Consider the following 25,319-nt stretch of genomic DNA (forward strand, 5'->3'; position numbering starts at 1 on the left):
GTTTATGCTTACAACAGAGGAACAAAAAGAAATTAACGAGCACATAAAAGATTATCCTGACAAAAAATCAGCCTGTCTGGAAGCGCTTAAAGTTGTTCAGGAAAAACGACGCTGGATTTCTGATGAAAGTTTAAAGGATATAGCCAGCTATCTTGAAATGACCATAGATGATCTGGATGGTGTTGCAACATTTTATAATCTAATCTTCAGAAAACCTGTTGGTAAACATGTTATTCTGATTTGCGATTCAGTTAGCTGTTATATTATGAGTTATGAAAAAATTCTTGATTACCTGAATAAAAAGCTCGGAATTAAACTCGGTGAAACAACAGAGGATAACAGATTTACATTATTACCTATTCCCTGTTTAGGAACCTGTGATCACGCACCGGCTTTAATGATAGACAATGATTTACATCAGGATCTCACCGAAGAGAAGCTGGAAAAAATTTTAGATCAATACAAATAATGGAAAAACCTTTAACACAACATATTAAAGAAAACAAGCAGCCGCATACCATTAAAGAGTATGAAAATGTTGGCGGATATTCTTCCGTAAAAAAAGCTTTGAAAGAAATGAATCCAAAAGAAGTGCAGAAAGTTGTAAAAGATTCTGAGCTTAAAGGAAGAGGCGGCGCAGGCTTTTCCACAGGAATGAAATGGAGCTTTGTTCCTATGGGTGAAGCTTCACCATCAAAAATAAAATATTTAATTGCTAACGCTGACGAAATGGAACCCGGAACTTTTAAAGACAGACTTCTGCTTGAAAGTAATCCGCATCTGTTAATTGAAGGAATGATTGTAAGCGCTTTTGCAATCGAAGCTACAAATGCATATATATTTCTCAGATGGGCTTATAAAACTGCAGATAAAATATTAACTAAAGCAATTCAGGAAGCTTACCAATCCGGTTACCTTGGCAAAAATATTTTAGGAACAGGTTATTCACTTGAACTTAGAATTCACACAAGTGCGGGACGTTATATCTGTGGTGAAGAAACTAGTCTGTTAAATTCGCTTGAAGGAAAACGAGCAATACCAAGAGCAAAGCCACCCTTCCCTCAAACAAGTGGATTGTTTGGAAAGCCTACTATTGTAAATAATGTTGAAACTCTCTGTTGTGTTCCCGGAATAATTAATAACGGCGCTCAATGGTTTAAAGAGTTAAGTATAACCGGAGAAGGCGGAACAAAACTTTATGGTGCAAGTGGTCATGTGAAAAATCCAGGTATATGGGAACTTCCGCTTGGAACTTCGATGAGAGAAATAATTGAAAAGTATGCTGGTGGAATGAAAGCTGGCTACAAATTTCGTGGTGCTTTACCGGGTGGTGCTTCAACCGATTTTTTAGTTGAAGAGCATCTTGATACAATTATGGATTATCAGAATGTTCAAAAAGCTGGCAGCAGACTTGGAACAGGAACCATGATTATTCTGGATGATAAAACATGTCCTGTTGGTATGGTAAAAAATCTTGAACATTTTTTCGCTCAGGAATCTTGCGGATGGTGTACACCTTGTCGGGAAGGTTTACCATGGGTTGAGAAAACACTTGGTGCAATTGAAAACGGCAAAGGTAAAATGGAAGATCTCAATCACCTGTCGTTTCATTCAAAATATCTTGGACCGGGAAATACATTCTGTGCTTTAGCTCCCGGTGCTGTTGAACCTTTACAAAGTGCTTTAAAATATTTTCGTGAAGATTTTGAAAAGCATATTAATGAAAAGCGATGTCCCTGGAGATCATAAATGCCAAAGATTATTATAGACGAAATAGAATATGAAGTTAAAGACAAGAAAAATTTGTTAGATGCTTGCCTTTCATTAAAACTTGATCTGCCGTATTTCTGCTGGCATCCAGCTATGAATTCTGTTGGAGCTTGCAGACAATGCGCTGTTACAAAATATAAAGATAAGAACGATACTAAAGGTAAACTTGTAATGGCTTGCATGGAACCGGTGCAGGATGGTATGAGAATTTCAATGAAGGATAGTGAGTCTGTTGAATTCCGCTCACACATAATTGAATGGTTGATGACAAATCATCCGCACGATTGTCCTGTTTGTGATGAAGGCGGAGAATGTCATCTACAGGATATGACTGTAATGACAGGACATTCATACAGACAGTTTCGTTTCAATAAAAGAACTTACAATAATCAGTATCTCGGACCTTTTATAAATCATGAAATGAACAGATGCATTCAATGTTACAGGTGTGTCCGCTTCTACCGTGATTATGCTGATGGAAGAGACTTCAATGTATTTGCTTCAAAAAATCATATTTACTTCGGTCGTTCTGAAGACGGCATTCTCGAAAACGAATTCAGCGGAAATCTCATTGAAGTTTGCCCGACAGGTGTATTTACTGATAAAACATTAAAACAACATTTCACTCGCAAATGGGATTATACAAGTGCACCATCAATTTGCCATAACTGCGGAGTTGGATGTAATATCATTGCTTCAGAACGATATGATTCACTAAGAAGAATAAGAAGCAGGTATAACGCCAAAGTTAATGGATATTTTATTTGTGACAGAGGACGATTTGGATATGAGTGGGTTAATGACAAAAAAAGGATTCTTCAACCATTAATAAAAAGCATAGAAGACAACCGACAAAAAATTGCCGATAGAAAAACGATAATTGAAAAAACAGGTAAACTAATTTCATCAACTAAAACAATAGGAATTGGTTCTTCAAGAGCCTCTTTAGAATCAAATTATACTTTAAGAAAGTTAGTTGGGAAAGAAAATTTCTATTCGAGTTTTAATACAGTTGAAAATAAACTTTATCAAACATCACTGAATATTTTAAGAAAAGGAATTGTCAGAACTCCTTCTTTAAAAGAAGTTGAAGAATTTGACACTGTATTTATTCTTGGCGAAGACGTTACAAACACAGCACCAATGCTTGCGTTATCAATCCGTCAGGCAATTAAACTTAAACCAAAAGAAATCGCAGCAGACCTGAATATTCCTCTTTGGCATGATTCCGCTGTAAGAGAAGCAGTTCAGGATGAGAAAGGTCCGCTATACATCGCCTCGGTTTCAAAAACCAGGCTTGAAGACATTTCTAAAAAAGTAATTCATTCTTCACCAGATGACATAGCACGAATAGGATTTGCTGTTGCAAATATTATTGATAACAATTCGCCAACTGTCAGTAATCTTTCGGATGATGAAAAAGAATTCGCAAAAAATGTGGCAGAAGATTTAATGAGTTCAGACAAACCATTAATTATTACTGGTTCAGGTTGTATGAATGAAGATATAATAAAAGCATCGTATAATATCTCACTTGCTCTTCATAGAAAAAATAATCGAGCTGAAATCGTGATTACTTCGTCTGCTGTAAATAGCCTCGGTCTTGCTATGATGGAAGCTGAATCTCTGGATTCTGCTTTTAATGGAATTGATAAAGGAGAAATTGAAACGTTAATAATTCTTGAAAGTGATTTGTTCAGGAATAATTCAAAAGAAAAGATTAAAAATGTTTTTGATAAAGTTAAAAATATAATTGTCATCGATAGCATTGAAAATGAAACAACACTTGCTGCTGATTACGTTATTCCTGCCGGCACCTTTGCTGAATCTGATGGAACAGTTGTAAATAATGAAGGACGTGCACAGAGATTTTATCAATGCTTCCAACCGAAAGAAGATGTGTTCGAAAGCTGGCGTTATCTTACTCTCATATCAATAGCAGCGGGCAGAAAAGATTTCACTGCTCTGAATCATTTTGATGATTATGTGAAGTCATTAATTATTGAAATGCCTCAGTTCGATGGAGTTCAGAATACTGCCCCACCTTCGGATTTTAGAAAAGCCGGGCAGAAAATTCCGCGCGAGTCACATCGTTTCAGCGGACGAACTGCTATGAATGCTGATAAAAATGTAAGTGAACCCAAACCACCTGTTGATGATGATTCCCCACTTTCATTTACGATGGAAGGATTCAGAGGACAGCCACCTTCTTCGATAACTCCTTTTTACTGGTCACCCGGATGGAATTCTGTTCAGTCAATTAATAAATATCAGATTGAAATTGCTGGTCCTTTACACGATGGAGACCCGGGAATAAGATTAATTGAACCTAATGAAAATTCAATTACTCAGTTGAGTTTCTTTAAAGATGTACCGAAGAAATTCATTTTTAAAGCCGACGAATATTTTCTGGTTCCGCTTTATCATATTTATGGTTCTGAAGAACTTAGCAGTAAATCTCCAGCAATCAAAGAAAGAATTCCGGAAATTTATATTGCAATCAATCAGAAAGAATCTGAAAGACTTGGTGTTAAAGAAAAAGAAAATCCTGAGATAATAATTGACGACAAGAAATTGGGTTTGCAAGTAAAGATTTTAAACGAATTGCCTGATGGTATCGCTGGTTATCCTGTTTACTTACCGGGAATACTGTTTATTGATTTATCTTCCTTTCATAAAATAAAAAAAGAAGTTAAATGAGTCAGACGATAAGCATATTAATAATTATTGTTGTGGTCTTGCTTGTTATGTTGACTATCGCTGCTGGTTTAATATGGCTTGAAAGAAGATTGCTTGCTTTATGGCAGGACAGATATGGACCAAACCGTGTCGGACCTTTCGGGCTCCTTCAGGTTCTTGCAGATATGTTAAAAATTTTTATGAAAGAAGACTGGGTTCCAAAGTTTGTGGATAAACCAATCTTTGTAATTGCTCCTGCAATTGTTGTTGCAACTGTTTTAATGAGCTTTGCAATTATTCCTTATGCGTCGGGAATATTTGTTGTTGATTTTAACATTGCACTTCTTTTCTTTCTTGCAATGTCATCACTTGGTGCATACAGCATTGTTCTTGCCGGATGGTCTTCTAACAATAAATATTCTTTGCTAGGTGCAATGCGTGGTTCTGCTCAGATGATAACTTATGAAGTTTTTATGGGGCTTTCTTTAATGGGAGTAGTTATGCTAACTGGTTCATTCAGCCTGGTTGATATTGTTGAAGCACAAAAAGATATCTGGTTTTTCATTCCGCAGTTTGTCGGATTTATAATTTTCTTAGTTGCAGGTATTGCAGAAACACATCGTCTTCCATTTGATATTCCTGAAGCTGAATCAGAATTGATAGCTGGATATCATTCAGAATATTCAGGAATGAAGTTCGGAATGTTTTTCGTCGGTGAATATCTCGGAATAACTCTCATCTCTGCTTTGATAGCAACTTTATTTTTTGGAGGCTGGCTTGGACCAGATTTTTTGCCGGGCATTGTCTGGTTCCTGATTAAAATGTTTTTCTTTATCGGTCTGTTTATTTTAATGAGAGCTGCTCTTCCGAGACCAAGATATGATCAGTTGATGAGCTACGGTTGGAAACTTATGCTTCCTTTATCACTTTTAAACTTGCTCGTAACCGGTGCTATAATTTTAGCCGGAAATTAAATTATGAACAATAAAATATTTAGAATATGAGGAATTGATGTTAAGCCAGTTAAGAAGTTTGTGGGTTACGTTTTTGCACATGTTTGAAAAACGCGTAACAATTCAGTATCCTGATGAAAAACCAAAATTACCTGCAAGATGGCGAGGCAGAATTGTTTTAACTCGCGATCCTGATAACGGAGAAAGATGCGTTGCTTGTTATCTGTGTGCTGCAGCTTGCCCTGTTGACTGCATTTCATTACAGGCAACTGAGGATGGAAATAACAGACGTTATCCTGAATTTTTCAGAATTAATTTTTCCCGATGTATCTTTTGCGGATTTTGCGAAGATGCCTGTCCGACTTATGCAATACAGTTAATTCCTGATTTTGAAATGTCTGAATACAACAGACAAAACCTTGTTTATGAAAAGGAAGATTTGTTGATTAGTGGAGAGGGAAAATATCACGGATATAATTTTTATAAAGTTGCCGGAGTTGCAATTACCGGTAAAGGCAAAGGTGAATCCGAACACGAAAGCCCGCCAATTGATATAAAAAGTTTATTGCCGTAAAAAAATGACAATCGCATTTTACATAGCTTCGATAGTTGCAATCATATCTACAATTATGGTTATTACCCGATTGAATGCCGTTCATGCTTTGCTTTATCTTATAGTTTCCCTGTTGTCAGTTGCGGTAATCTTTTATATTCTCGGTGCTCATTTCGTAGCTGCTCTTGAAGTTATAGTTTATGCAGGTGCAATTATGGTTCTTTTCATTTTTGTGGTGATGATGCTTAACCTTGGAAAAGAATCAGAAAATAGTGAACGGAAATTGCTCTCGTCAAAAATGTTAATCGGTCCCGGAATATTAGTCTTAATTCTCCTGATTGAATTTATAACGATACTGTCATCCTCAACCTCTGAACATCTATTCGAAAAAAATATTACTCCTGCAGAAGTCGGAATCTCATTATTCACAAAATATTTACTTGGAGTTGAACTTACCGCGATGCTTTTGATGGTTGGAATTGTTGGTTCTTATCATATCGGAAGAAGAAAGAAAAAAGTTTTACATCGTTTTCTTCAGGAAAAAGAGGAAGCCCAATGAACATTGTTCCGGTCAGTACAGCATTATTACTTGCAGGAATATTATTCTTCCTTGGTTTGATTGGTTTGTTAGTAAGACGCAATATTATTTTTATACTTATGTCGCTTGAAATTATGTTAAATGCTGCCGGACTTGCTTTTGTTGTCGCGGGATCTAAGTGGGCAGAGGCAGATGGACAGGTTATGTTTCTTTTTATTCTTGCAGTCGCTGCTGCTGAAGTTTCCGTCGGGCTTGCACTCATAATTCAGGTTTATAATAAATTCAAAACTCTCGACACTGATGTTCTTAATAAGCTAAAAGGTTAATGATGTTTGAATTATTATGGTTGGTTCCTGGTTTGCCTTTTGCTGGATTTTTAATTCTGGCAATCTTTGGAAAAAGAATGGGACAAACTGCAACTGCAATCACTGGCGTCGGTTCAGTTGGATTATCCGCATTATTAACTCTGATAATAGGTATTACTTTTATTACTTCTCCACCCGCAGGAAATTCTTTCGACATAATTTTATGGGAGTGGTTTAACATCGGAGGATTTAATCCTTCGATTGCATTTCATCTGGATTCATTATCGTTAGTTTTCATGTTCGTTGTTTCCTTCGTTGGATTTCTCATTCATCTTTACTCAGCAGAATTTATGATTGATGACGAGGGTTTTTCCCCGTTCTTCGCTTACATGAATTTGTTTGTTGGATCAATGCTGACTCTGGTTCTTGCAGATAATTTTTTACTTCTTTATCTCGGTTGGGAAGGTGTTGGTTTGTGCAGTTATCTGCTTATAGGATTCTGGTATAAAGATCCAGTAAACAGTGCTGCTGCTATTAAAGCATTTATTGTTACGCGAATTGGTGACACTGCTATGATAATCGGATTATTTATTCTTGTGATGTCTTTTGGTACGCTGAACATCCAATCAATCTTATCAACCGCTTCGGGAATTTGGACTGCAGGATCATCAACCGCAGTTGCTGTTGCGTTTTTATTGCTTGGCGGAGCGTTAGGCAAATCTGCACAGCTTCCATTACAAACGTGGCTTCCTGATGCGATGGCTGGTCCGTCACCCGTAAGTGCTTTGATTCATGCTGCAACTATGGTAACTGCAGGAGTTTATTTAATCGCAAGAACAAACGTGATTTTTACACTTGCACCTGTCGTGTTAAATCTTGTAGCGATCATTGGTGCATTAACATTGTTGATTGCCGGCTTTAGTGCTTTAACACAATTTGACATCAAAAGAGTTCTGGCTTATTCAACCATAAGTCAGATTGGATATATGTTTCTTGCATTGGGTGTTGGTGCCTGGTCTGCAGCAATATTTCATTTTATGATACATGCATTTTTTAAAGCATTATTATTTCTTGGTGCCGGTGCTGTCATTATTTCAGTTCATCACGAACATAACATGTATAAAATGGGAGGATTGAGAAAAGAACTTCCGGTAACATTCTGGACATTTTTAATTGCTTCAGCTTCACTTGCAGCTTTTCCACTCGTCACTGCAGGATTCTACAGCAAAGATGCAATTCTTTGGTTTGCTTGGTCAAGTACAACAAATGGCAGTGAGATATTATGGGCTGCAGGATGGATCGGAGCATTCATTACTGCGATTTATACTTTCCGAATGGTGTTTCTTACTTTCTATGGAAATAAACGTTCTGAAGTTTCTCATAAACCGGGATGGTTAATAAAAATTCCTTTAATCATTCTTGCAGTATTTGCTCTCATCGGCGGATTTATAGAACTCCCGGATACACTTGGACATGTAACAATCTTTTCATCTTTTTTAGATTTAACTTTACCTGCGGTGAAAACAATTGAAGGAAGTGTAAGTGAACTCACTCTGCAAATTATTGTAGCCATAACTGCTTTTCTGGGAATCTACATCGCATATAGATTATACATAAAAATTCCGGTTAGTGAAGCAGAAGATATTAAACAGAGTTTAATTCGGAAATTTCTCTTTTCGGGTTGGGGATTTGACTGGCTGTATGATAAAATTTTTATTCGACCGGTTGTATTCTTTGCAAAGATTAATAAGAACGATTTCATAGATTATATTTATACTTTCATTGCATGGTTAAACAGAATGTTCAATCAAATGTTTGCGATGACACAAACCGGTAAAGTCAGATTGTATGCAATGGCAATTGTTCTTGGAGCAATAATTACTTTAACAATAGCAGCGTTCTTATGATAATTATCTGGATTATATTGATTTTAATTATCACCGGTTTAGCTGCCTGGTATTCAGGTAAGTTCAATGAAAATTTGCCGCGATGGATTTCTTTAATCGGTTTATTAATTGATTTCATGATTATTCTGATTTTTTGGTTAAGTGAACCGATTACCATCAACTTAACTTCCAACGATAACTGGTTAGTTCGTTTTAACTCTGAATGGATTCCGCAGTTTGGAATTAGTTTGAATTTTGCACTTGATGGTTTGAGTTTGATACTTGTAGTATTGACAATCTTCCTGGGAATTCTTTCAGTCTTAACTTCCTGGACTGAAATTAAAGACCGCATTGGTTTCTTTCATTTCAACCTCTTGTGGATACTTGCAGGAATTGTTGGAGTATTTACATCGCTCGATTTATTCCTGTTTTATTTTTTCTGGGAACTGATGTTAGTTCCAATGTACTTTCTGATTGGAATCTGGGGACACGAAAAAAGAATTTATGCTGCATATAAATTTTTCATCTTTACACAGGCAAGCGGCTTATTGATGCTTCTGTCAATTCTCGGATTATATTTTATTCACGGCAATCAAACAGGAATTTACACTTTTAACTATTTTGAATTATTACTAACTCAACTTCCATCCGGAATGGAATGGCTTTTAATGTTTGGTTTCCTGATAGCATTTGCTGTCAAACTTCCTCTGGTTCCTGTTCATAACTGGCTTCCTGATGCACATACACAAGCACCAACCGCAGGAAGCGTAATACTCGCAGGACTTCTGCTTAAAACAGGTGCTTATGGATTATTGAGATTTGTTCTTCCGCTTTTCCCTAATGTATCAATTGAGTTTGCACCTTATGCAATGTTTCTGGGAGTTATCGGTATTCTTTATGGTGCCAAACTTGCGTTTGCTCAAAATGATTTCAAAAGACTTGTTGCTTACTCAAGTGTAAACCATATGGGATTTGTTATGCTCGGTGTTTATTCATTCAATGTACTTGCTTATCAGGGAGCTGTGTTTGAGATGATAACTCACGCAATCAGCACAAGTGCGTTATTCATTATTGTCGGATTACTCTCAGACAGATTGCATACACGAAACCTGGATGAGATGGGTGGATTATGGGAACAGGTTCCTAAAATGGGTGGAATTGCAATGGTCTTTGTAATGGCTTCACTTGGATTGCCCGGACTCGGAAACTTTATCGCAGAGTTTCTTGTTCTTGCCGGAAGTTTTCAGGCTTCAGTTTTATGGTCAGTACTCGGCTCACTTGGATTGATCGCTTCAGCAATTTACGCTTTAAGGATAATGCAGAAAGTCTGGCACGAAAGAAAAGCCAAAGAATGGAAAATTAAAGATTATATTCCAAGAGAACTGATAATACTTGGTTCACTAATTCTTGTTATTGTGTGGCTTGGATTATTTCCACAGAAAATATTTTCAACTATCAGCTCATCAATTAATTCCATTCACGACAGAATAAACGATGCGAAAATATTGTTGATTAATAATTCTATCAAAACAGAAATAATAACGAACAGTAGTGTGAATAATGAAATAAATACCAATCAACAGAAAGATGATAAATGAGCAGCGCTGAATTCAAATCAATAATTCCACTGGTAATTTTATCAATCTTCCCGATTGCGATTATGTTATCAATAGCAATAAAAAGAAATCACCTGGTAATTTTTGTCACCTCGTTAATAGGTTTTGTTGCTGCTTTTTACAGCTTGTTCTCTGCTTCAATTTACTCATCCATTAAAGTAAGCACCTTGTTTATAATTGATGGTTATACAATTTTCTTCTGGGGATTATTAATCGCTTCATCTTTTTTTATAACATTAATTTCATTTAACACTTTAAACATTCAGGAAGAAAATAAAGAAGAATATTACATTCTTTTGTATCTCGCATTACTTGGTTCCTGCGTGCTCGTTGCAAGCATTCACTTTGTTTCTTTTTTCCTCGGACTTGAAATTCTTTCTGTTTCTCTTTATGTGCTTATATCCTATCTAAGAAAAAAAGAAATTGCTGTCGAAGCCGGAGTTAAATATCTTATACTTGCAGCTGCATCTTCTGCTTTTCTTTTATTCGGAATGGCATTGATCTATAACGAATTCGGAACGATGGATTTTTACCAGTTCGGAAGTGCATTAAAAATAGGCGGCTTTGATGCTTTATCAATCAGCGGTTTTGCAATGATAATTGTTGCCGTTGGATTTAAACTTGCGGTAGTTCCTTTTCATATGTGGACTCCTGATGTGTACGAAGGTGCTTCATCTCCCGTATCTGCATTCATTGCTACCATTTCAAAAGGAGGAATGCTTGCATTACTATTTCGCTTATTCAGTATAATTGATGGTTACAGATTCTATGAACTGATACTTATCTTCAGCATAATTGCAATCGCTTCAATGTTTATTGGTAACTGGCTGGCATTACTGCAAAACAATGTTAAAAGAATTCTTGCTTACTCATCAATTGTCCATTTAGGATATTTAACTGTTGCATTTTTAGCTGGAGGAAAATTTGCTGCTGAAGCAATTGCTTTTTATCTCGTCGCATATTTTATTACAATGATCGGTGCTTTTGGAGTAGTCGCAATCCTTTCAAACAAAGAAAGAGAAGCATTTAGAATTGAAGATTTTAAAGGATTGTATTGGAGACATCCATGGCTTGCAGCAACTTTTACTGCAATGTTATTCTCTCTCGCCGGAATTCCATTAACTGCAGGATTCATAGGAAAGTTTTATGTACTATCAGCAGGAGTAGATAAAACTTTATGGGCACTTGTAATTATCCTCGCAATCAATAGTGCAATCGGACTTTTTTATTACCTTAGAATTGTTGTGGAAATGTTCACAAAATCTGAAGCTGAAAAAACGAACGTTAAATTTTCACTTGTAACTTCTGTTGCTTTAACAGTTTTAACGGTATTATTGATTTATCTTGGAGTTTTTCCTTCTGCTCTTATCAGGATTATTCAAATCATGTTATGATAGATTTGATGTTGTATTTTCAAGAGAGCAATTATCAGAATTAAAATAATTCAAAGAAATTTTATCTTCTGTTTGTAATATACTGTTCAAGCTGTCCGATTGTAAATTCTTTATGATCCAAAAGTGCTTTAACAACATCACCGATTGAAATCAACCCTTTTAATTTTGTCTCTTCATAAACCGGCAGATGACGAATCTTTTTTTCAATCATTAATGCCATACATTCATCAACACTCTCTTCACCCGTTACAAACAGAACTCTGGAAGACATAATTTCTTTTACGGGTAATTCTTTTGAAGATTTTCCTTCGAGTACAACTTTTCGTGCATAATCTCTTTCAGAAAAAATACCTTCAACTTTTCCGCTTTCCATCACCAGAACCGCACCTATATTTTTCTCAGCCATTAATTTTAATGCATCATAAACTTTAGAATCAGGTGCAACGGACCAAACAAATGAACCTTTTGTTTGTAAAATATCATTTACTGTATTCATATTTATAACTCCTGTATTTAATACTGATGAATATTAGTTTCAGTTTTTTGTAATTGAGCTATGTGTTTTATCAACTATAAATTTATGACTTATAATACTTAATTGTGTTCATTTATTCAAGTAAATACTTTAGCATATAATTCTACGTTTTTTCAGAGACTCCAAGTAAATTTTGAAAGCCTTGTTTGATTATTTGTAGCATTAAAACTTTCATAAGATGATGGTTGGTTAAAATTAGGATTAGTGTAATTTAATCCTCTCCCCAGCCGCTGCCGGGAACATTGTATCCTTCACCTTTCAAACTATCATAAGATTTATAAATTATTATTTCAATCTGGTTGGTCTGATGAAATCCGATTGAATTTACCTTCACACCATTAACTTCTTTGCTGATTTTTACTGATGCGTAAAGTTTATCATCGGCGATCAGGTCATTGGAAAGTGAGGCTTTTTTACCGGGAATATTAGAAAGCGCCCAGTAAATTCCTTTCTTGGCATTTTGATAAGCTGCATTCATATCATCTTCAGTTTTTGTTTGAGCTGATAAAATTAAAGTTCCGAATAATCCCAGAATTATTATTAATAAATGTTGCCGTTTCATAGTTTCCTCTTTTTTTGAAATGAATTTTAATTATTCAGTCTGGAATTAACAACATTTCATTTTTTGCCATAAATCACATCTTTGGAAACTATGGCTTGACAAATGAGTTTCCACTGACTATTTTAGAAACTAAAAATACGATAATAGTTTCCGAGAGGATAAAATGGATGATCAGATTAAAATCATTGAACATACTGAAGAAAAATTTTTTCGTGATGGATTTTATAAAACCACGATGGATGAAATTGCAGCGGAATTAAAAATGAGCAAGAAGACCATCTACAAATTTTTCCCTTCAAAGGAAGACCTTGTAAAAGCAATTGCAAAATATTTTATGAACAAAATGAAAAACACTATTCTTCCTGCTTTGAATTCAGATAAAAACGCAATTGAGAAACTTGGTGATCTCATTAAAATACTTGCAAAAGTTTCTGAGAAAATTTCAGCCTCGCGTATGGAGGAACTGAAAAGACACTTCCCTTCTTTATGGAATGACATTGATAGTTTCAGAACAGAAATGATGTTTGGTAATATCACAAAAGTTATTGACCAGGGGAAAAAAGAAGGTTTATTCATTGATTATCCGACAAATATTATCATGAATGTTCTCGTAGCTTCGATAAGAACAATTGTTAATCCTGATTTTATTATGAATAATAATTATTCATTGATTGAAGCAGCCAGATATGCATTCAGAATTGTTATCAGCGGGATACTTACCGACAAAGGGAAAAAAGAATTTAATAAATCATTTAATAAGGTACTACAATGAGAAGTTTCATAATTCTGTCAACAGTGACACTCATTTTTCTGATATCTGGCTGCGGTAATAACAAACAACCAGATTCAATTGACGCATCCGGAACTATCGAATCAACAAACGTAATAGTGAGCGCAAAAACTTCAGGTGAAATTTTAATGATTAAATTCACCGAAGGAAGTAAAATAAATGCCGGCGATACAATTCTGATTATTGATCACGAACATCTTGATTTGCAGCTTCTTCAGGCAATTGCTGTACAGAATGCCGCTGAAGCTCAGTTAAGGTTAATGCAAAAAGGTGCCCGCGAAGAAGACATTATTCAGGCAGAACAAAATCTCAACCAGGCAAAAGTAAATTTAGAAACTGCTGAAAAAGATAAAATCAGGATGCAAAATTTATTCGACACACATTCTATTACTCAAAAACAATATGAAGATGCTGCTGCAAAATATGATTTAATGAATGCTCAGTATAAATCAGCACAGGAAAATTATGCTAAAGTGAAAAAGATTTTCCGTCCGGAAGAGATCGATCAGGCAAAAGCAAATCTTGATAAAGCTGTTGCTGGTGTTGAGTTATTACAAAAAAATATTCGCGATAGTTATGTTACCTCACCCATAAACGGATTCCTCGTAAAAACTTTTATTGAGCGTGGAGAAAGTGTAATACCAATGTCTTCACTTTTCAAAGTGTCTGATCTCGATATTATCGAGCTGGAGATATATATTTCTGAGGAAGAACTTGGTTACGTTAAGCTGGGACAAAAAGCAGATATATCAGTTGATTCTTTTAAAGATAAAACTTTCGAGGGAAAGGTAACTTACATCTCTCCCGAAGCTGAATTCACTCCAAAGAATATCCAGACAAAAGATGAACGGACAAAACTGGTTTATGCAGTTAAAATTACAATTCAGAACAAAGACTACTATCTTAAATCTGGTATGCCCGCGGATGCTGTAATAAGACTACAATATTGAAAGATTAAAAATTAAAAGATTAATGAATTCGGTAATTAAAATAGAAAACTTAAAAAGAAGCTTTGGCGATATTGTTGCAGTAAATGGTGTTTCATATTCTGTTGACAAAGGTGAAATGTTCGGACTTGTCGGACCGGATGGTGCTGGTAAAACAACAACAATAAGAATTTTAATCGGTTTATTAAATGCTGATTCAGGGAATGCCGAAGTACTTGGTTTTAATATTAAATCACAAAAAAATAAAATAAAAAATGAGATCGGTTACCTGTCTCAAAAGTTTTCGCTGTACGGTGATCTGACAGTCGATGAGAACATTGAATTTTTTGCTGACATCCACAGAGTAAAGAATTTCAAAGAAAGAAGAAATGAACTACTCGAGTTCACAAGGTTAACTCCGTTTCGTGATCGTCTGGCAGATAAGTTATCCGGTGGAATGAAACAGAAACTCGCACTTGCATGCACACTTATCCACAAACCAAAAATAATTTTCCTCGATGAACCAACCACCGGGGTTGATCCTGTTTCGAGAAGAGATTTCTGGAAAATACTTTCAAATCTCCTTAAAGAAGGAATAACAATATTTATGACCACTCCATATCTTGATGAAGCTGAAAGATGTAACAGAGTTGCTCTTATGAATAACGGAGAAATAATAAGCTACGATACACCTAAAAATGTTAAAGCTTCACTGAAGGAACAGATAGTGGAAATTGTATGTTCGCCAATTCGTGAAGCATACAATACAATTAAGGTTAATACTGAATATGAAGTTCAGATGTACGGCGATAGATTGAATGTAGCATTAAAAAATTACGATGAACAGTATAAAAATCTGGAGAAGCTCTTAACTGATACTAACGTTGTTATTTATGATCATCGAGTTATTCCGCCATCGCTTGAAAATGTTTTTATTCACCTGATAAGTAAAGCATTATAAAAAAGGAAATGGAAATGAAAAAAATATTTTTTATTTCAATCGTATTATCTGTAATTCAATTTGCACAAACAAAAGAATTAACGCTTGATGAAAGCCTGCGGATTGGATTGCAAAACAGCCGGCAAATAAAAATATCAGAATCTGTTTTACGAAGTTCTGACGAGAAAATAACCGAGTATTCTTCTCAAATGCTTCCAAAGCTTAGTCTGAGTGCCGGTTATACATATATGAATCTGAATGATCCAACAGAAATAGGTTTTGGTCCCTTCCCAATGACAGTTAAAAATCCATTCACTCTGTATGGAATGCAGCTTTCAATTCAACAACCAATTTTCACAGGGTTTCAACTCTCATCATTAAAAAGCTCTGCAGAGAATATTTATGAAGCAATGAGTTCAGATCATCAAAAAAATATTAATAATAAAGCTTTTGAGATTTACTCGGCGTACTGGAATTTATTTAAAACACAGAAACAGGTTGAACTTATCGAGGAACGGATGACTTCGCTTGATGAAGATCTGAGAAGGACGAAGGATTTTGTTGATAACGGTTTGGCTACAATGAACGATTATTTGAGAATAGAGTTACAGGTTTCAAATACCAGGCTGCAATTGATTGATGCAAAAAATGCACGTGAAATTTCAAGAGCCGCATTTAATCAATCAATCGGGTTTCCATTGAACGATTCAACAAAGATTGATTCTGATTTAGTCTTTCATCAACCAGATTATCCCCAATATGAAGAATTAGTTATGGAAGCAGAAAACAACCGGCAAGAATTGAAATCAATGGAATTTAAAATTCTTGCTGGTGAAGATAAAATAAGTGCCGCTAACTCCAATTGGTGGCCAAAACTTTATGCATCCGGAAATTTTCTTCTTTATAATGTAAATGCTGAAACATTTTCAATGGAAAATGAAAAGCTTCAAGCCTGGTTTGCAGGTTTGTCACTGAGTTGGGACTTGTGGAATTGGGGGAACACTTCATCAAAATCTGCACAAGCTGAAGAAGAGGTTCTTCAAAACAGAGAATCATTGGAACTTCTGAAAGAGCAAATTGAAATTGAAGTTTATAACACCTATCTGGCGTTGAATAGTAATGCTGAAAAAATAAAAGTAAGTCAACTTGCAGTTTTATCGGCAGAGGAAAACTTCCGGATCGTTAATGAAAAGTATGAACATCAACTTGCAACCGCAAATGACCTGATTGATGCTGAAGTTGCACTGCTTAACTCCCGGTCAATGCTCACAATTTCTCAGGCGGATTTTGAACTTGTAAAGGTCAGGTTGAATCTTGCAATTGGCAGGAAAATATATTGAATGAATGGAACACAGAATACAGTAATCGAACAGATTTTCTTAGATCAAAATCAGCGATCATTAGCTAAATCTGCGTCATCTGCCTAATGACAGACAGGTCAGCGTTCTATAAAATATCTATAAAAAAATGAATAGCATAGAAGTAAAAGAGTTAACAAAAAAATTCGGCAGATTTACTGCTGTTGATAAAATTTCATTCAACGTCGAGCAAGGTGAAATTCTCGGCTTCCTCGGAGCGAACGGCGCCGGAAAATCAACAGCAATCCGAATGATGACGGGAATTCTGGAACCCACATCCGGTGACGCATTAGTTGGGGGTTTCAGCATAATGAAAGAGCCAGACAAAGTAAAAACTCAAATCGGTTATATGTCACAGAAGTTTTCGTTGTATAATGATCTCACAGTAGAAGAAAATATCCGATTCTTTGCAGGTGTATATGGATTGACAGGACAAAAATTTTCTGATAGAAAGAAATGGGTTTTGAAGGTCGCTAATCTTGAAGGAAAGGAAAAACTGTTAACTGGTTCTTTACCTGGTGGTATTAAACAAAGACTTGCACTTGGCACTGCAGTTATACACGAACCAAAAATCGTTTTTTTGGATGAGCCCACCAGCGGTGTTGATCCAATTTCAAGAAGAAATTTTTGGGATTTGATAAATGAGCTTTCAGCTTCAGGTATAACTGTTCTGGTAACAACTCATTACCTTGATGAAGCAGAATTCTGCAATGATATAATTCTGATAAATGCGGGACGGTTAATCGCTCAGGGAAATTCCAAAACATTAAAAACTGATTACATTAAAAACACAATACTTGAAATCGAATCAGATCGTGTGGTTGACAGTATGAGCATTCTTGAAAAAGAAAATTGGGTCGGCGAGACTTCCATATTTGGTAATTACATTCACATAATACTCAATGACAATTCAAAAACTGAAGCAGATGTCAGGGAAATTCTAACAAACAAAAATTCAATAAAAGTACACAGGATTGATAAGATAGTGCCAACGCTGGAAGATGTATTTATTCATTTGCTCGAAAAGGATAAAAAAAATGTTTCATAGAGCTTATGCAATCGCAAGGAAAGAAATCAGACAGTTGAAGCGTGATAAAGAAATGCTTTTTATCGTATTCTTTTTCCCGGTTGTGCTGCTGGCAATTTTCGGTTATGCTATCAACTTCGATGTCAAACATATTAAAATTGCAGTTTATGATCAGGATAAATCTGAATACACAAGAGAATATTTAAACGGATTGATAAGCTCAGAATATTTTAGCCTCATTACTTATATTGATAACGATGCTGAGATTAAAAAATTACTTGACGAAAAAATAGTTCAGGCAGTTATAGTTTTTCCAGATGATTTGTCGAAAAGGTTAAATAATAACGAAGAAGTAAAAGTCCAGTATCTGGTTGATGGAGTAGATGGAAACACAGCAAATGTAATCGTCAACTATGTAAATGCAGCAACATTCGGTTATTCAATAAAGTTGACAAAAGAATATCTGGCAGTAACAGGGAAGCAATCTTATATTCCGATAAATCTTGAACCAAGGTTTTGGTTCAATCCCGAACTCGAAAGCACTAAGTTTTTAATCCCTGGATTGATGGGAATGATATTAATTATAACAGCCGTGGTTTCCGTTTCATTATCAATAGTGAGAGAAAAGGAAAGAGGAACAATTGAACAGTTAAATGTATCGCCGCTTTCGTCTTTCGAATTGATTATCGGAAAAACAGCACCATATATCGTTATATCGCTGATCAATGCCACAATTGTATTACTTGCAGGTTACATTTTATTCGGAATCGTAATTAAGGGAGATATTTTTTTACTCCTGATCAGTACATTAATATTTTTATTCGCAGCTCTCGGACTCGGTATTTTCATTTCAAGTGTATCCGATTCACAGCAGGTCGCTTTTCAGGCAGCGAATATTACTTCTTTGCTGCCTTCTCTTATATTATCCGGATTTATTTTCCCGATTGAAAGTATGCCAACGATTATTCAATGGATTACAAATATTACTCCGGCAAAATTTTACATTGTAACATTAAGAGCAATTTTATTGAGAGGTGTCGGTATTTCAGCTTTCTGGGAACAGTTAATTTATATGTTGATCTTCGGCGTGATCTTTATTGCACTTGCTACTTTTGTTGACAGAAGAGCTAAGACAACATAAAGAGCAAGTTAATCACTTTATTAACAAGAGAATATTAAAATGAAAACGATTTATGAATTTGTTATAAAAGAACTTCTGCAATTTAAACGTGATAGAAAAATGCTGGCGGTTGTTTTTATGGCGCCAATACTACAATTAATATTGCTTGGTTATGCTGCTAATATGGATGTTGATGTTGTTCACACTACAATATTTGATCAGGATAGAACTGCTGCCAGCAGAAAATTTATTAAAAATTTTGATGAGTCCGGTTACTTTGCAATTGATTATTATGCGTCCAGCTATGCTGAAGTAACTGAACTTATTGATAAAGGTAAAACCCTTGTAGCAATTGTAATTCCTAACGACTTCGAAAAGAAATTATATAGACGAGAAACCGTTGCAATTCAAACATTATTCGAAGGATCTGATGGCAATAAGTCTTCAATTGCATTAGGATACATTCAGGGAATAACAAACCGTTATTCACAACTTATTGTAAACGAAACTAAAGATAAATATGGAATGAAACTTCCTCTGGCGGGTTCACTCGTCCCTGAAGTAAGAGTGTGGTATAATCCTGAGATGAAAACACAAAACTATATGGTTCCGGGAATTATGGGACTTATACTGATGATAACAACTTTATCGCTGATGTCAATGGCTGTAGTCAGGGAAAGAGAAATCGGAACACTCGAACAATTAATTGTTACACCGATAAAACCTTATCAGCTTATTCTTGGTAAGTTGATTCCTTTTACAATTATTGGTTTTGTCGTTATGATAATTGTAATGATAATAATGACGCAATGGTTTGGTATTGTTGTACGGGGGAGCAGATTATTTCTTCTGTTCACAGCATTATTATTTGTATTGTCAAATCTTGGGCTAGGCTTATTCTTGTCAACAGTTTCTAAAACACAAAACCAGGCAATGATGGCTTCTGTATTTGCATTGATGATGCCGATGATTTATTTGTCAGGATTTGCATTCCCGATTGAAAATATGCCTGAAGTAGTACAATACATAACTTATCTTATTCCTTTAAGATATTTTATTACAATACTTCGTGGTATCGTACTGAAAGGTATCGGGTTTACATCGTTATGGCTGGAAACTTTAATACTTTTCGGAATGGGAGCGGGGATTTTAATTTTAAGCTCATTAAGATTTAGTAAGAAAATTGAATAATATATCGAAAGGATAAATAAGATGAAAAATTATAAACCAAAATTCTGGCAAATTATTTTAACTTATGCGATTGTTCTCCTGCTGATGTTAATATTTTACTCATCTGATTCAAAAGCACAATCAAAAGAAGATTATAAAATTCTTGATTTGAAAACAGAAATCGGTGAAGGAAAAGATCAGGAAGTAAAAATTCTCTTTGAAGGTGAAAGAAGAAAAATTGCACAGCTAACTCTCAGGAATGGAAAACGTCTCGAATCTCACAGTGTTGAAGAACCAATAGTTATACAGTGTATTGCAGGCAGTGGTGAAGTGTTGATCCAAAATGATGAAGCTGAAAAAACAATTGAATTATTACCAGGAAAAACTTTAACTATTGAAGGCAGCGTGCTGCATGATGTAATTGCCAGACCTGAAGTATCTATTTTGCTGATACGGTTTCTCGATTTCAAAAATGAACCTAAAAATTAAGTCATCCAGATTCAATAAATATGAAACTCAAAAAGAAAAAATTAGCACAACTGCTTGAACAGCTTGAAGAAATAAAAGTTCAAGCTTCAGAATTTGAAAAAAAATATTCCAAAGAATTTGAAATGATTCATTCTGCAAATCTCACAAGTGCAAAGAATTTAATTCACTATCTCGCACTCCGGAATCAGGATATCCGGGAAATACAAAACACATTATGGCAGCTTGGAATATCACGTCTCGGAAGAGCCGAAAGCCACGTGATGGCAAGTATTATTTCTGTTCAGAATATCCTTAAAGGAATTTTAAACGAATTACCGGTCGAATCGGGAAAACCGGAAATCAGTTTTAAAAAAGGAAGAAAGATTTTAAAAACAAATACCTCTTCCCTGCTTGGTAAAAAACTTAAAGGCAGCAAAGTCAGAATTATGGTTACACTTTCCACCGAAGCTGCAGATGATTATAAACTGGTTAAAAAACTTTTTAATGCCGGAATGAACAGTGCAAGAATAAATTGTGCACACGATGATGCAATTGTATGGGAAAGAATGATTAAAAATATTAAAAAAGGAAAAAAGCAGACCGGCAGGAATTGCAAAATATGTATGGACCTTGGCGGACCAAAACTCAGAACCGGTTCAATGCGAAGTGGACCCAAAGTTATTCATCTTACTCCGGAAAGAGATCTTATCGGGAAAGTAACTTCACCTGCAGAAGCGTGGCTTATTGCTGAAGGAAGTATTCAACTTGAAAAAATCAGAATAGCTGACGAGGAAATTCTGATTCCATTGTCTGAAGAGTTTTTAAACTCGCTCAAACCAAAGGACGAAATTATATTCATTGATTCAAGAGATAAAGAAAGAAAGTTTATTGTCGATAAAAAGTTTAACGAAAGAAGATTAGTTCGCTGCTTTGAATCGGCTTACATTAAAACCGGAACAACTTTTACATTGAAAAATAAACGCAGCACAAACGGGATGATCGCAAATGTTGGTGATCTTCTGCCACTGGAAGAATCAATAATTTTGAAACAGGGAGATTGCTTAATTATTCACAGTGAGCCCGTTCCCGGTGAACCTGCAGAATTCAACATCGAAGGTGAATTATTAAAACCTGCACACATCTCCTGCACTTTGCCTGAAATTTTTAGCGATGTTAAACCGGGTGAAATAATAATTCTCGATGATGGAAAAATTGAAGGAGTAATTAAAAATGTTGAACAGGATAAAATCGAGGTCGAAATAACATACTCAAAAGAAGAAGGCTCAAAACTAAGAGCAGATAAAGGAATTAATTTTCCCGAAAGTAAACTCTCTGTAAATGGATTGACTGAAAAAGACAAAGAAGATCTGAAATTCATTGCTAAAAATTCCGATGTGGTTAACTGTTCGTTTGTGAACTCAGCGGAAGACGTAAAAATTATTCTTGATGAACTTAAAAACCTCGACGCAAAGGAGATTGGAATAATTCTGAAAATTGAGACACGAAAAGCATTTGAAAATTTACCCTCAATTTTGATTACCGCTATGCAGCATTATCCAGTTGGAGTGATGATTGCCCGCGGCGATCTTGCAATTGAATGCGGCTGGAAAGATCTTGCTAAAATTCAGGAAGAAATTTTATGGCTTTGCGAAGCTGCTCATCTTCCAATCATTTGGGCAACGCAGGTTCTTGAAACAATGGCAAAAAAGGGAAGACCATCGCGTGCAGAAATTACTGATGCAGCATTTGCAGGAAGAGCAGAATCAGTAATGCTTAATAAAGGTCCTTATATTTTTGAAGCAATACAAATTCTTGATGTGATTATAAGTTCGATGCAGGATTACCAGGATAAAAAAACTCCGTTGATGCCAAAGCTAAAATTGAAAAAATAAGAATATTGGAAGAAGAGATGACATCCTCTTAAAGATGTTTTCTCTAAATTAATTATGAAATTTTCTGATCCGATTACTGAAAATAAATTTTACGAAAAGCATTTTAATCAGGAAATAATGCAGTCGGAACTTCTGCGCGAGTATGTGCTTGGTGGAGTAATTCTTCTTTTTGCATCCGGTTCTTTTATCAATGTTTTTTTCTTCAGTACAAATTACGGCGATAAAATTCCAGAATTAGTCACTGCCTCTGCATGGATTTTAATTCTTTTTCTTTTTCTCGTTGTACGCTCATTTGCTGTAAGAAGAATTATAAAAAATCGAATGAAGAAGGGAAAAGAACTTCCCTACTATCTCAGATATGTTAATGCATTTTTGGAAACTTCTTTTCCAACCATCGGTTTATTAATTCTTTCGATATATTTTGATCCTGCCGCCGTACTCGTTTCGCCCATGCTGATGCTGTACTTTTTAATCATAATTATTTCAAGCCTTGAACTTGATCCAAGAATTAGTTTTTTTATAGGTGCAGTTGCTGCAATCGAATATCTTTTAATTGTTTTGTTTCTAATAAAGGATACTGAATATCACACGCATATTAATGTGCTTGGTTTGCCGATTGCATATTTCGTCAGTAGTGTGATTCTTTTTGTATCCGGTATTTTAGCAGGAATAGTTTCCATACAGATTATAAAAAAAGTGTTTAATACTTTTCAGGCAGTTGAAGAAAGAAATGAACTGGAGAAAATTTTTGGTCAGCAGGTATCGAAAGAAATTGTGGATGAATTCATAAAGAACAAAATGATAATTGAGAACCAGACGCGAACGGCTTGTATTATGTTTCTTGATATCCGCGGCTTTTCAAATTTTTCTGAAGGTAAAACTCCCGAAGAGATAAACAAATATCAGAACAGTACTCTCGGTTTTATGATTGAAATTGTAAATAAGCACAGTGGGATTGTGAACCAGATTCTCGGTGATGGTTTTATGGCAACTTTCGGCGCACCAATACAAAAAGAAAATTATTGCATAGATGCTGTTAACGCTTCTCTGGAAATTATTTCTTCACTGAAAATGAAAAATGAAAACAAAGAAATTCCGTTTACAAATGTGGGAATTGGTTTACACTCCGGTGAAGTGATAACCGGAAATGTTGGTACTGCCGATAGAAAACAATACTCAGTAATCGGAAACTCTGTGATAATGGCAGCTCGGCTTGAACAGTTAAATAAAGAATACAATACAAATATTTTAATTTCAAAAGAAGTACTTGACAAAATTTCAATTCAAAATATCAACGCTGTATTTCTGGGCTCTGTAAATGTAAAAGGAAGATCTGCACCTGTTGAAGTATATAAACTAGCTTAAATAAATTCCGCTTAAAATAAAATTCTTCTGTAAGTTAGCTTATAAAATTTTTCCAGTTATTCATGATTTTCATAACCTATGCCCAGAATAAAAATTGAACTTCCTCAAAAATTTATTTTCAAAACTGAATTAGCACTCCGCATAACAGATATTAACTATGGTGGTCATCTTGGAAATGATTCATTACTTTCTATAATTCATGAAGCAAGAGTTAGATTTCTCAATCATCTCGGATATTCTGAATCAAATTTAGAAGGAAACGGAATAATAATGATTGACGCAGCCATTCAATATAAATCGGAAGGATTTTACGGAGATTCATTAATCATCGAAATAGATGTTAACAGTTTTTCGGGGATAGGATGTGATTTTGTTTACCGCATTACAAACAAAAGTAACGGAAAAGTAATTGCTCTTGCCAAAACCGGAATAGTTTTCTTCAATTATGAAAAAAGAAAAACAGTTTCAGTGCCTTCAGAATTTGCATTGAAGATTGAGAGTTTAACTTGATTGATAACATTATTTTCACCGGAAATGTTATTGCTCCAGTATTCCTGCTGGTTGCGCTTGGCTACTTTGTAAAGAGAATTAATGTCATAAACGAAAATTTTGTTGAAGTGACTTCAAAGTTCGTTTATTCAGTTTCGCTGCCGGCACTTGTATTTATTAACATCGCTAGGATAGATTTAAGCGAAGCAATAGAATTTGACCAAATTATTTATGTATATGCTGCAACGCTGATCAGCTTTTTTCTAATATGGATTTTTTCAATTCCATTTATTAAAGACGGAAAAAACCTTAGTGTATTTGTTCAGGGTGCTTATCGAAGCAACTTTGCAATCGTTGGATTGGCAATTATCTCAAAACTATTCGGAGCTTATGCACTTGGTAAAGCAGCCATTGTTCTCGCTTTCATTTTACCGCTATATAATATTCTCGCTGTAATAATCTTAACTGTTCCGCTTCGTAAGGAAAGAAAGTTAGATATGAAATCAACGGCGTATGAAATTTTGTTTAATCCACTGATCATTGCCGTGATAGTAGGTTTGCCCTTCTCATATTATAAAATTGAATTGCCTTATTTCATAAATTTAACAATTGGTTTTTTATCAGAACTTGCTTTGCCGCTGGCATTAATTGGTATTGGTGGTTCATTAAATATTCAAAATATAAAAAAAGCTTCCGGGCTTGCGTTTACATCCTCCGCATTAAAAATAACTGTCGTGCCTTTAATCTTAACTCTTGGCGCATACCATTTTGGTTTCAGAGGATTGGATTTGGGGATTATGTTTATCTTGTTTGCTTCTCCGACTGCAATAGTAAGCTTTATTATGGCAGAAGCGATGGGTGCAAACGGCAAGCTTGCAGGAAATATTGTGTTGATCAGTACTGTTGCATCGGTTATTACAATTGCATTCGGGATAGTAATTCTGAAGGAACTTTCATTAATTTGAAATTAAAATCCGGTTATG

At 35.2% G+C, this 25,319-nt stretch carries 24 protein-coding genes; 22 read left to right on the plus strand and 2 right to left on the minus strand.

Annotated elements, in window-relative coordinates; genetic code table 11:
• The first annotated feature begins 4 nt into the window (after nt 1-4).
• From nuoE to HND39_02995, 10 genes are read left to right on the plus strand one after another with little or no spacing between them, the layout of a single operon-like run.
• Nucleotides 5-469: an NADH-quinone oxidoreductase subunit NuoE gene (nuoE, locus tag HND39_02950; GenBank protein ID QKJ95312.1), complete on the plus strand. Its 465-nt coding sequence runs from the start codon at nt 5-7 to the stop codon at nt 467-469.
• Nucleotides 469-1,749 (plus strand): NADH-quinone oxidoreductase subunit NuoF, encoded by a 1,281-nt coding sequence (nuoF, locus tag HND39_02955; protein QKJ95313.1) that lies wholly within the window; start codon nt 469-471, stop codon nt 1,747-1,749. Before nuoE ends, nuoF begins: the two co-directional genes overlap by 1 nt.
• Nucleotides 1,750-4,470 (plus strand): NADH-quinone oxidoreductase subunit NuoG, encoded by a 2,721-nt coding sequence (gene nuoG / locus HND39_02960; protein QKJ95314.1) that lies wholly within the window; start codon nt 1,750-1,752, stop codon nt 4,468-4,470.
• On the plus strand, nt 4,467-5,423 hold the full coding sequence (nuoH, locus tag HND39_02965; protein ID QKJ95315.1) for an NADH-quinone oxidoreductase subunit NuoH: 957 nt from the start codon (nt 4,467-4,469) through the stop codon (nt 5,421-5,423). Before nuoG ends, nuoH begins: the two co-directional genes overlap by 4 nt.
• Nucleotides 5,424-5,460: 37 nt before the next feature.
• Complete coding sequence (gene nuoI, locus HND39_02970) at nt 5,461-5,976, plus strand: NADH-quinone oxidoreductase subunit NuoI (protein QKJ95316.1); 516 nt, start codon at nt 5,461-5,463, stop codon at nt 5,974-5,976.
• Nucleotides 5,977-5,980: 4 nt separating this feature from the next.
• A complete protein-coding gene (gene nuoJ, locus HND39_02975; protein ID QKJ95317.1) occupies nt 5,981-6,514 on the plus strand; it encodes an NADH-quinone oxidoreductase subunit J in 534 nt (177 codons plus the stop codon).
• The gene (gene nuoK, locus HND39_02980) at nt 6,511-6,819 is read left to right on the plus strand and encodes an NADH-quinone oxidoreductase subunit NuoK (GenBank protein QKJ95318.1); all 309 of its coding nucleotides are present in this window, start codon (nt 6,511-6,513) and stop codon (nt 6,817-6,819) included. Before nuoJ ends, nuoK begins: the two co-directional genes overlap by 4 nt.
• A 2-nt stretch (nt 6,820-6,821) precedes the next feature.
• Nucleotides 6,822-8,705 carry an NADH-quinone oxidoreductase subunit L gene (gene nuoL, locus HND39_02985; protein ID QKJ95319.1) on the plus strand — a complete coding sequence of 628 codons (1,884 nt, stop codon included), beginning with the start codon at nt 6,822-6,824 and terminating at the stop codon, nt 8,703-8,705.
• Nucleotides 8,702-10,282: an NADH-quinone oxidoreductase subunit M gene (gene nuoM / locus HND39_02990; GenBank protein QKJ95320.1), complete on the plus strand. Its 1,581-nt coding sequence runs from the start codon at nt 8,702-8,704 to the stop codon at nt 10,280-10,282. Before nuoL ends, nuoM begins: the two co-directional genes overlap by 4 nt.
• Nucleotides 10,279-11,694, plus strand: a complete 1,416-nt coding sequence (locus HND39_02995; GenBank protein QKJ95321.1) for an NADH-quinone oxidoreductase subunit N — start codon at nt 10,279-10,281, stop codon at nt 11,692-11,694. The genes nuoM and HND39_02995 overlap by 4 nt, the downstream gene beginning before the upstream one ends.
• A 61-nt stretch (nt 11,695-11,755) precedes the next feature.
• Here HND39_02995 and HND39_03000 read toward each other — a convergent pair whose 3' ends face one another.
• Both HND39_03000 and HND39_03005 read right to left on the minus strand, forming a co-directional pair.
• The gene (locus tag HND39_03000) at nt 11,756-12,190 is read right to left on the minus strand and encodes a CBS domain-containing protein (protein ID QKJ95322.1); all 435 of its coding nucleotides are present in this window, start codon (nt 12,188-12,190) and stop codon (nt 11,756-11,758) included.
• Nucleotides 12,191-12,440: 250 nt separating this feature from the next.
• Nucleotides 12,441-12,791, minus strand: coding sequence for a hypothetical protein (locus HND39_03005; GenBank protein ID QKJ95323.1), 351 nt, complete (start codon nt 12,789-12,791; stop codon nt 12,441-12,443).
• 163 nt (nt 12,792-12,954) lie between these two features.
• On the opposite strand from HND39_03005, the gene HND39_03010 reads away from it, so the two are divergent.
• The 12 genes from HND39_03010 to HND39_03065 all read left to right on the plus strand — a co-directional run bounded on the left by HND39_03010 (nt 12,955) and on the right by HND39_03065 (nt 25,301).
• Nucleotides 12,955-13,563: a TetR/AcrR family transcriptional regulator gene (locus tag HND39_03010; protein ID QKJ95324.1), complete on the plus strand. Its 609-nt coding sequence runs from the start codon at nt 12,955-12,957 to the stop codon at nt 13,561-13,563.
• Nucleotides 13,560-14,531, plus strand: coding sequence for an HlyD family efflux transporter periplasmic adaptor subunit (locus HND39_03015; GenBank protein ID QKJ95325.1), 972 nt, complete (start codon nt 13,560-13,562; stop codon nt 14,529-14,531). Before HND39_03010 ends, HND39_03015 begins: the two co-directional genes overlap by 4 nt.
• 22 nt (nt 14,532-14,553) lie before the next feature.
• The gene (locus HND39_03020; protein QKJ95326.1) at nt 14,554-15,468 is read left to right on the plus strand and encodes an ABC transporter ATP-binding protein; all 915 of its coding nucleotides are present in this window, start codon (nt 14,554-14,556) and stop codon (nt 15,466-15,468) included.
• Nucleotides 15,469-15,482: 14 nt separating this feature from the next.
• Nucleotides 15,483-16,787: a TolC family protein gene (locus tag HND39_03025; GenBank protein QKJ95327.1), complete on the plus strand. Its 1,305-nt coding sequence runs from the start codon at nt 15,483-15,485 to the stop codon at nt 16,785-16,787.
• Nucleotides 16,788-16,914: 127 nt separating this feature from the next.
• Nucleotides 16,915-17,853: an ABC transporter ATP-binding protein gene (locus HND39_03030; GenBank protein QKJ95328.1), complete on the plus strand. Its 939-nt coding sequence runs from the start codon at nt 16,915-16,917 to the stop codon at nt 17,851-17,853.
• Complete coding sequence (locus HND39_03035) at nt 17,843-18,973, plus strand: ABC transporter permease (GenBank protein QKJ95329.1); 1,131 nt, start codon at nt 17,843-17,845, stop codon at nt 18,971-18,973. Before HND39_03030 ends, HND39_03035 begins: the two co-directional genes overlap by 11 nt.
• A 39-nt stretch (nt 18,974-19,012) precedes the next feature.
• The gene (locus tag HND39_03040; GenBank protein ID QKJ95330.1) at nt 19,013-20,143 is read left to right on the plus strand and encodes an ABC transporter permease; all 1,131 of its coding nucleotides are present in this window, start codon (nt 19,013-19,015) and stop codon (nt 20,141-20,143) included.
• A 21-nt stretch (nt 20,144-20,164) separates the two neighbouring features.
• Nucleotides 20,165-20,611: a hypothetical protein gene (locus HND39_03045; GenBank protein ID QKJ95331.1), complete on the plus strand. Its 447-nt coding sequence runs from the start codon at nt 20,165-20,167 to the stop codon at nt 20,609-20,611.
• Nucleotides 20,612-20,631: 20 nt separating this feature from the next.
• Entirely contained in the window at nt 20,632-22,482 is a 1,851-nt protein-coding gene (locus HND39_03050) for a hypothetical protein (protein QKJ95332.1), read from the plus strand.
• Between the two features lie 54 nt (nt 22,483-22,536).
• Entirely contained in the window at nt 22,537-23,847 is a 1,311-nt protein-coding gene (locus tag HND39_03055; protein QKJ95333.1) for an adenylate/guanylate cyclase domain-containing protein, read from the plus strand.
• Nucleotides 23,848-23,925: 78 nt separating this feature from the next.
• Nucleotides 23,926-24,357 carry a thioesterase family protein gene (locus HND39_03060; GenBank protein QKJ95334.1) on the plus strand — a complete coding sequence of 144 codons (432 nt, stop codon included), beginning with the start codon at nt 23,926-23,928 and terminating at the stop codon, nt 24,355-24,357.
• Nucleotides 24,354-25,301: an AEC family transporter gene (locus HND39_03065; protein ID QKJ95335.1), complete on the plus strand. Its 948-nt coding sequence runs from the start codon at nt 24,354-24,356 to the stop codon at nt 25,299-25,301. The genes HND39_03060 and HND39_03065 overlap by 4 nt, the downstream gene beginning before the upstream one ends.
• Nucleotides 25,302-25,319: the final 18 nt, after the last annotated feature.

The sequence above is a fragment of the Ignavibacteriota bacterium genome, assembly GCA_013285405.1.
Taxonomy (GTDB): Bacteria; Bacteroidota; Ignavibacteria; order Ignavibacteriales; family Ignavibacteriaceae; genus IGN2.

What these genes read in the sequence shown, in the direction of transcription:
- HND39_03045 (QKJ95331.1), top strand. Translation starts at nt 20,165, where the DNA reads ATGAAAAATTATAAACCAAAATTCTGGCAAATTATTTTAACTTATGCG.
- nuoF (QKJ95313.1), top strand. Translation starts at nt 469, where the DNA reads ATGGAAAAACCTTTAACACAACATATTAAAGAAAACAAGCAGCCGCAT.
- HND39_03060 (QKJ95334.1), top strand. Translation starts at nt 23,926, where the DNA reads ATGCCCAGAATAAAAATTGAACTTCCTCAAAAATTTATTTTCAAAACT.
- HND39_02995 (QKJ95321.1), top strand. Translation starts at nt 10,279, where the DNA reads ATGAGCAGCGCTGAATTCAAATCAATAATTCCACTGGTAATTTTATCA.
- nuoJ (QKJ95317.1), top strand. Translation starts at nt 5,981, where the DNA reads ATGACAATCGCATTTTACATAGCTTCGATAGTTGCAATCATATCTACA.
- HND39_03050 (QKJ95332.1), top strand. Translation starts at nt 20,632, where the DNA reads ATGAAACTCAAAAAGAAAAAATTAGCACAACTGCTTGAACAGCTTGAA.
- HND39_03020 (QKJ95326.1), top strand. Translation starts at nt 14,554, where the DNA reads ATGAATTCGGTAATTAAAATAGAAAACTTAAAAAGAAGCTTTGGCGAT.
- nuoG (QKJ95314.1), top strand. Translation starts at nt 1,750, where the DNA reads ATGCCAAAGATTATTATAGACGAAATAGAATATGAAGTTAAAGACAAG.
- nuoE (QKJ95312.1), top strand. Translation starts at nt 5, where the DNA reads ATGCTTACAACAGAGGAACAAAAAGAAATTAACGAGCACATAAAAGAT.
- nuoM (QKJ95320.1), top strand. Translation starts at nt 8,702, where the DNA reads ATGATAATTATCTGGATTATATTGATTTTAATTATCACCGGTTTAGCT.
- HND39_03005 (QKJ95323.1), bottom strand. Translation starts at nt 12,791, where the DNA reads ATGAAACGGCAACATTTATTAATAATAATTCTGGGATTATTCGGAACT.
- nuoH (QKJ95315.1), top strand. Translation starts at nt 4,467, where the DNA reads ATGAGTCAGACGATAAGCATATTAATAATTATTGTTGTGGTCTTGCTT.
- HND39_03040 (QKJ95330.1), top strand. Translation starts at nt 19,013, where the DNA reads ATGAAAACGATTTATGAATTTGTTATAAAAGAACTTCTGCAATTTAAA.
- HND39_03015 (QKJ95325.1), top strand. Translation starts at nt 13,560, where the DNA reads ATGAGAAGTTTCATAATTCTGTCAACAGTGACACTCATTTTTCTGATA.
- nuoI (QKJ95316.1), top strand. Translation starts at nt 5,461, where the DNA reads ATGTTAAGCCAGTTAAGAAGTTTGTGGGTTACGTTTTTGCACATGTTT.
- HND39_03035 (QKJ95329.1), top strand. Translation starts at nt 17,843, where the DNA reads ATGTTTCATAGAGCTTATGCAATCGCAAGGAAAGAAATCAGACAGTTG.
- HND39_03030 (QKJ95328.1), top strand. Translation starts at nt 16,915, where the DNA reads ATGAATAGCATAGAAGTAAAAGAGTTAACAAAAAAATTCGGCAGATTT.
- nuoK (QKJ95318.1), top strand. Translation starts at nt 6,511, where the DNA reads ATGAACATTGTTCCGGTCAGTACAGCATTATTACTTGCAGGAATATTA.
- HND39_03055 (QKJ95333.1), top strand. Translation starts at nt 22,537, where the DNA reads ATGAAATTTTCTGATCCGATTACTGAAAATAAATTTTACGAAAAGCAT.
- HND39_03025 (QKJ95327.1), top strand. Translation starts at nt 15,483, where the DNA reads ATGAAAAAAATATTTTTTATTTCAATCGTATTATCTGTAATTCAATTT.
- nuoL (QKJ95319.1), top strand. Translation starts at nt 6,822, where the DNA reads ATGTTTGAATTATTATGGTTGGTTCCTGGTTTGCCTTTTGCTGGATTT.
- HND39_03000 (QKJ95322.1), bottom strand. Translation starts at nt 12,190, where the DNA reads ATGAATACAGTAAATGATATTTTACAAACAAAAGGTTCATTTGTTTGG.
- HND39_03010 (QKJ95324.1), top strand. Translation starts at nt 12,955, where the DNA reads ATGGATGATCAGATTAAAATCATTGAACATACTGAAGAAAAATTTTTT.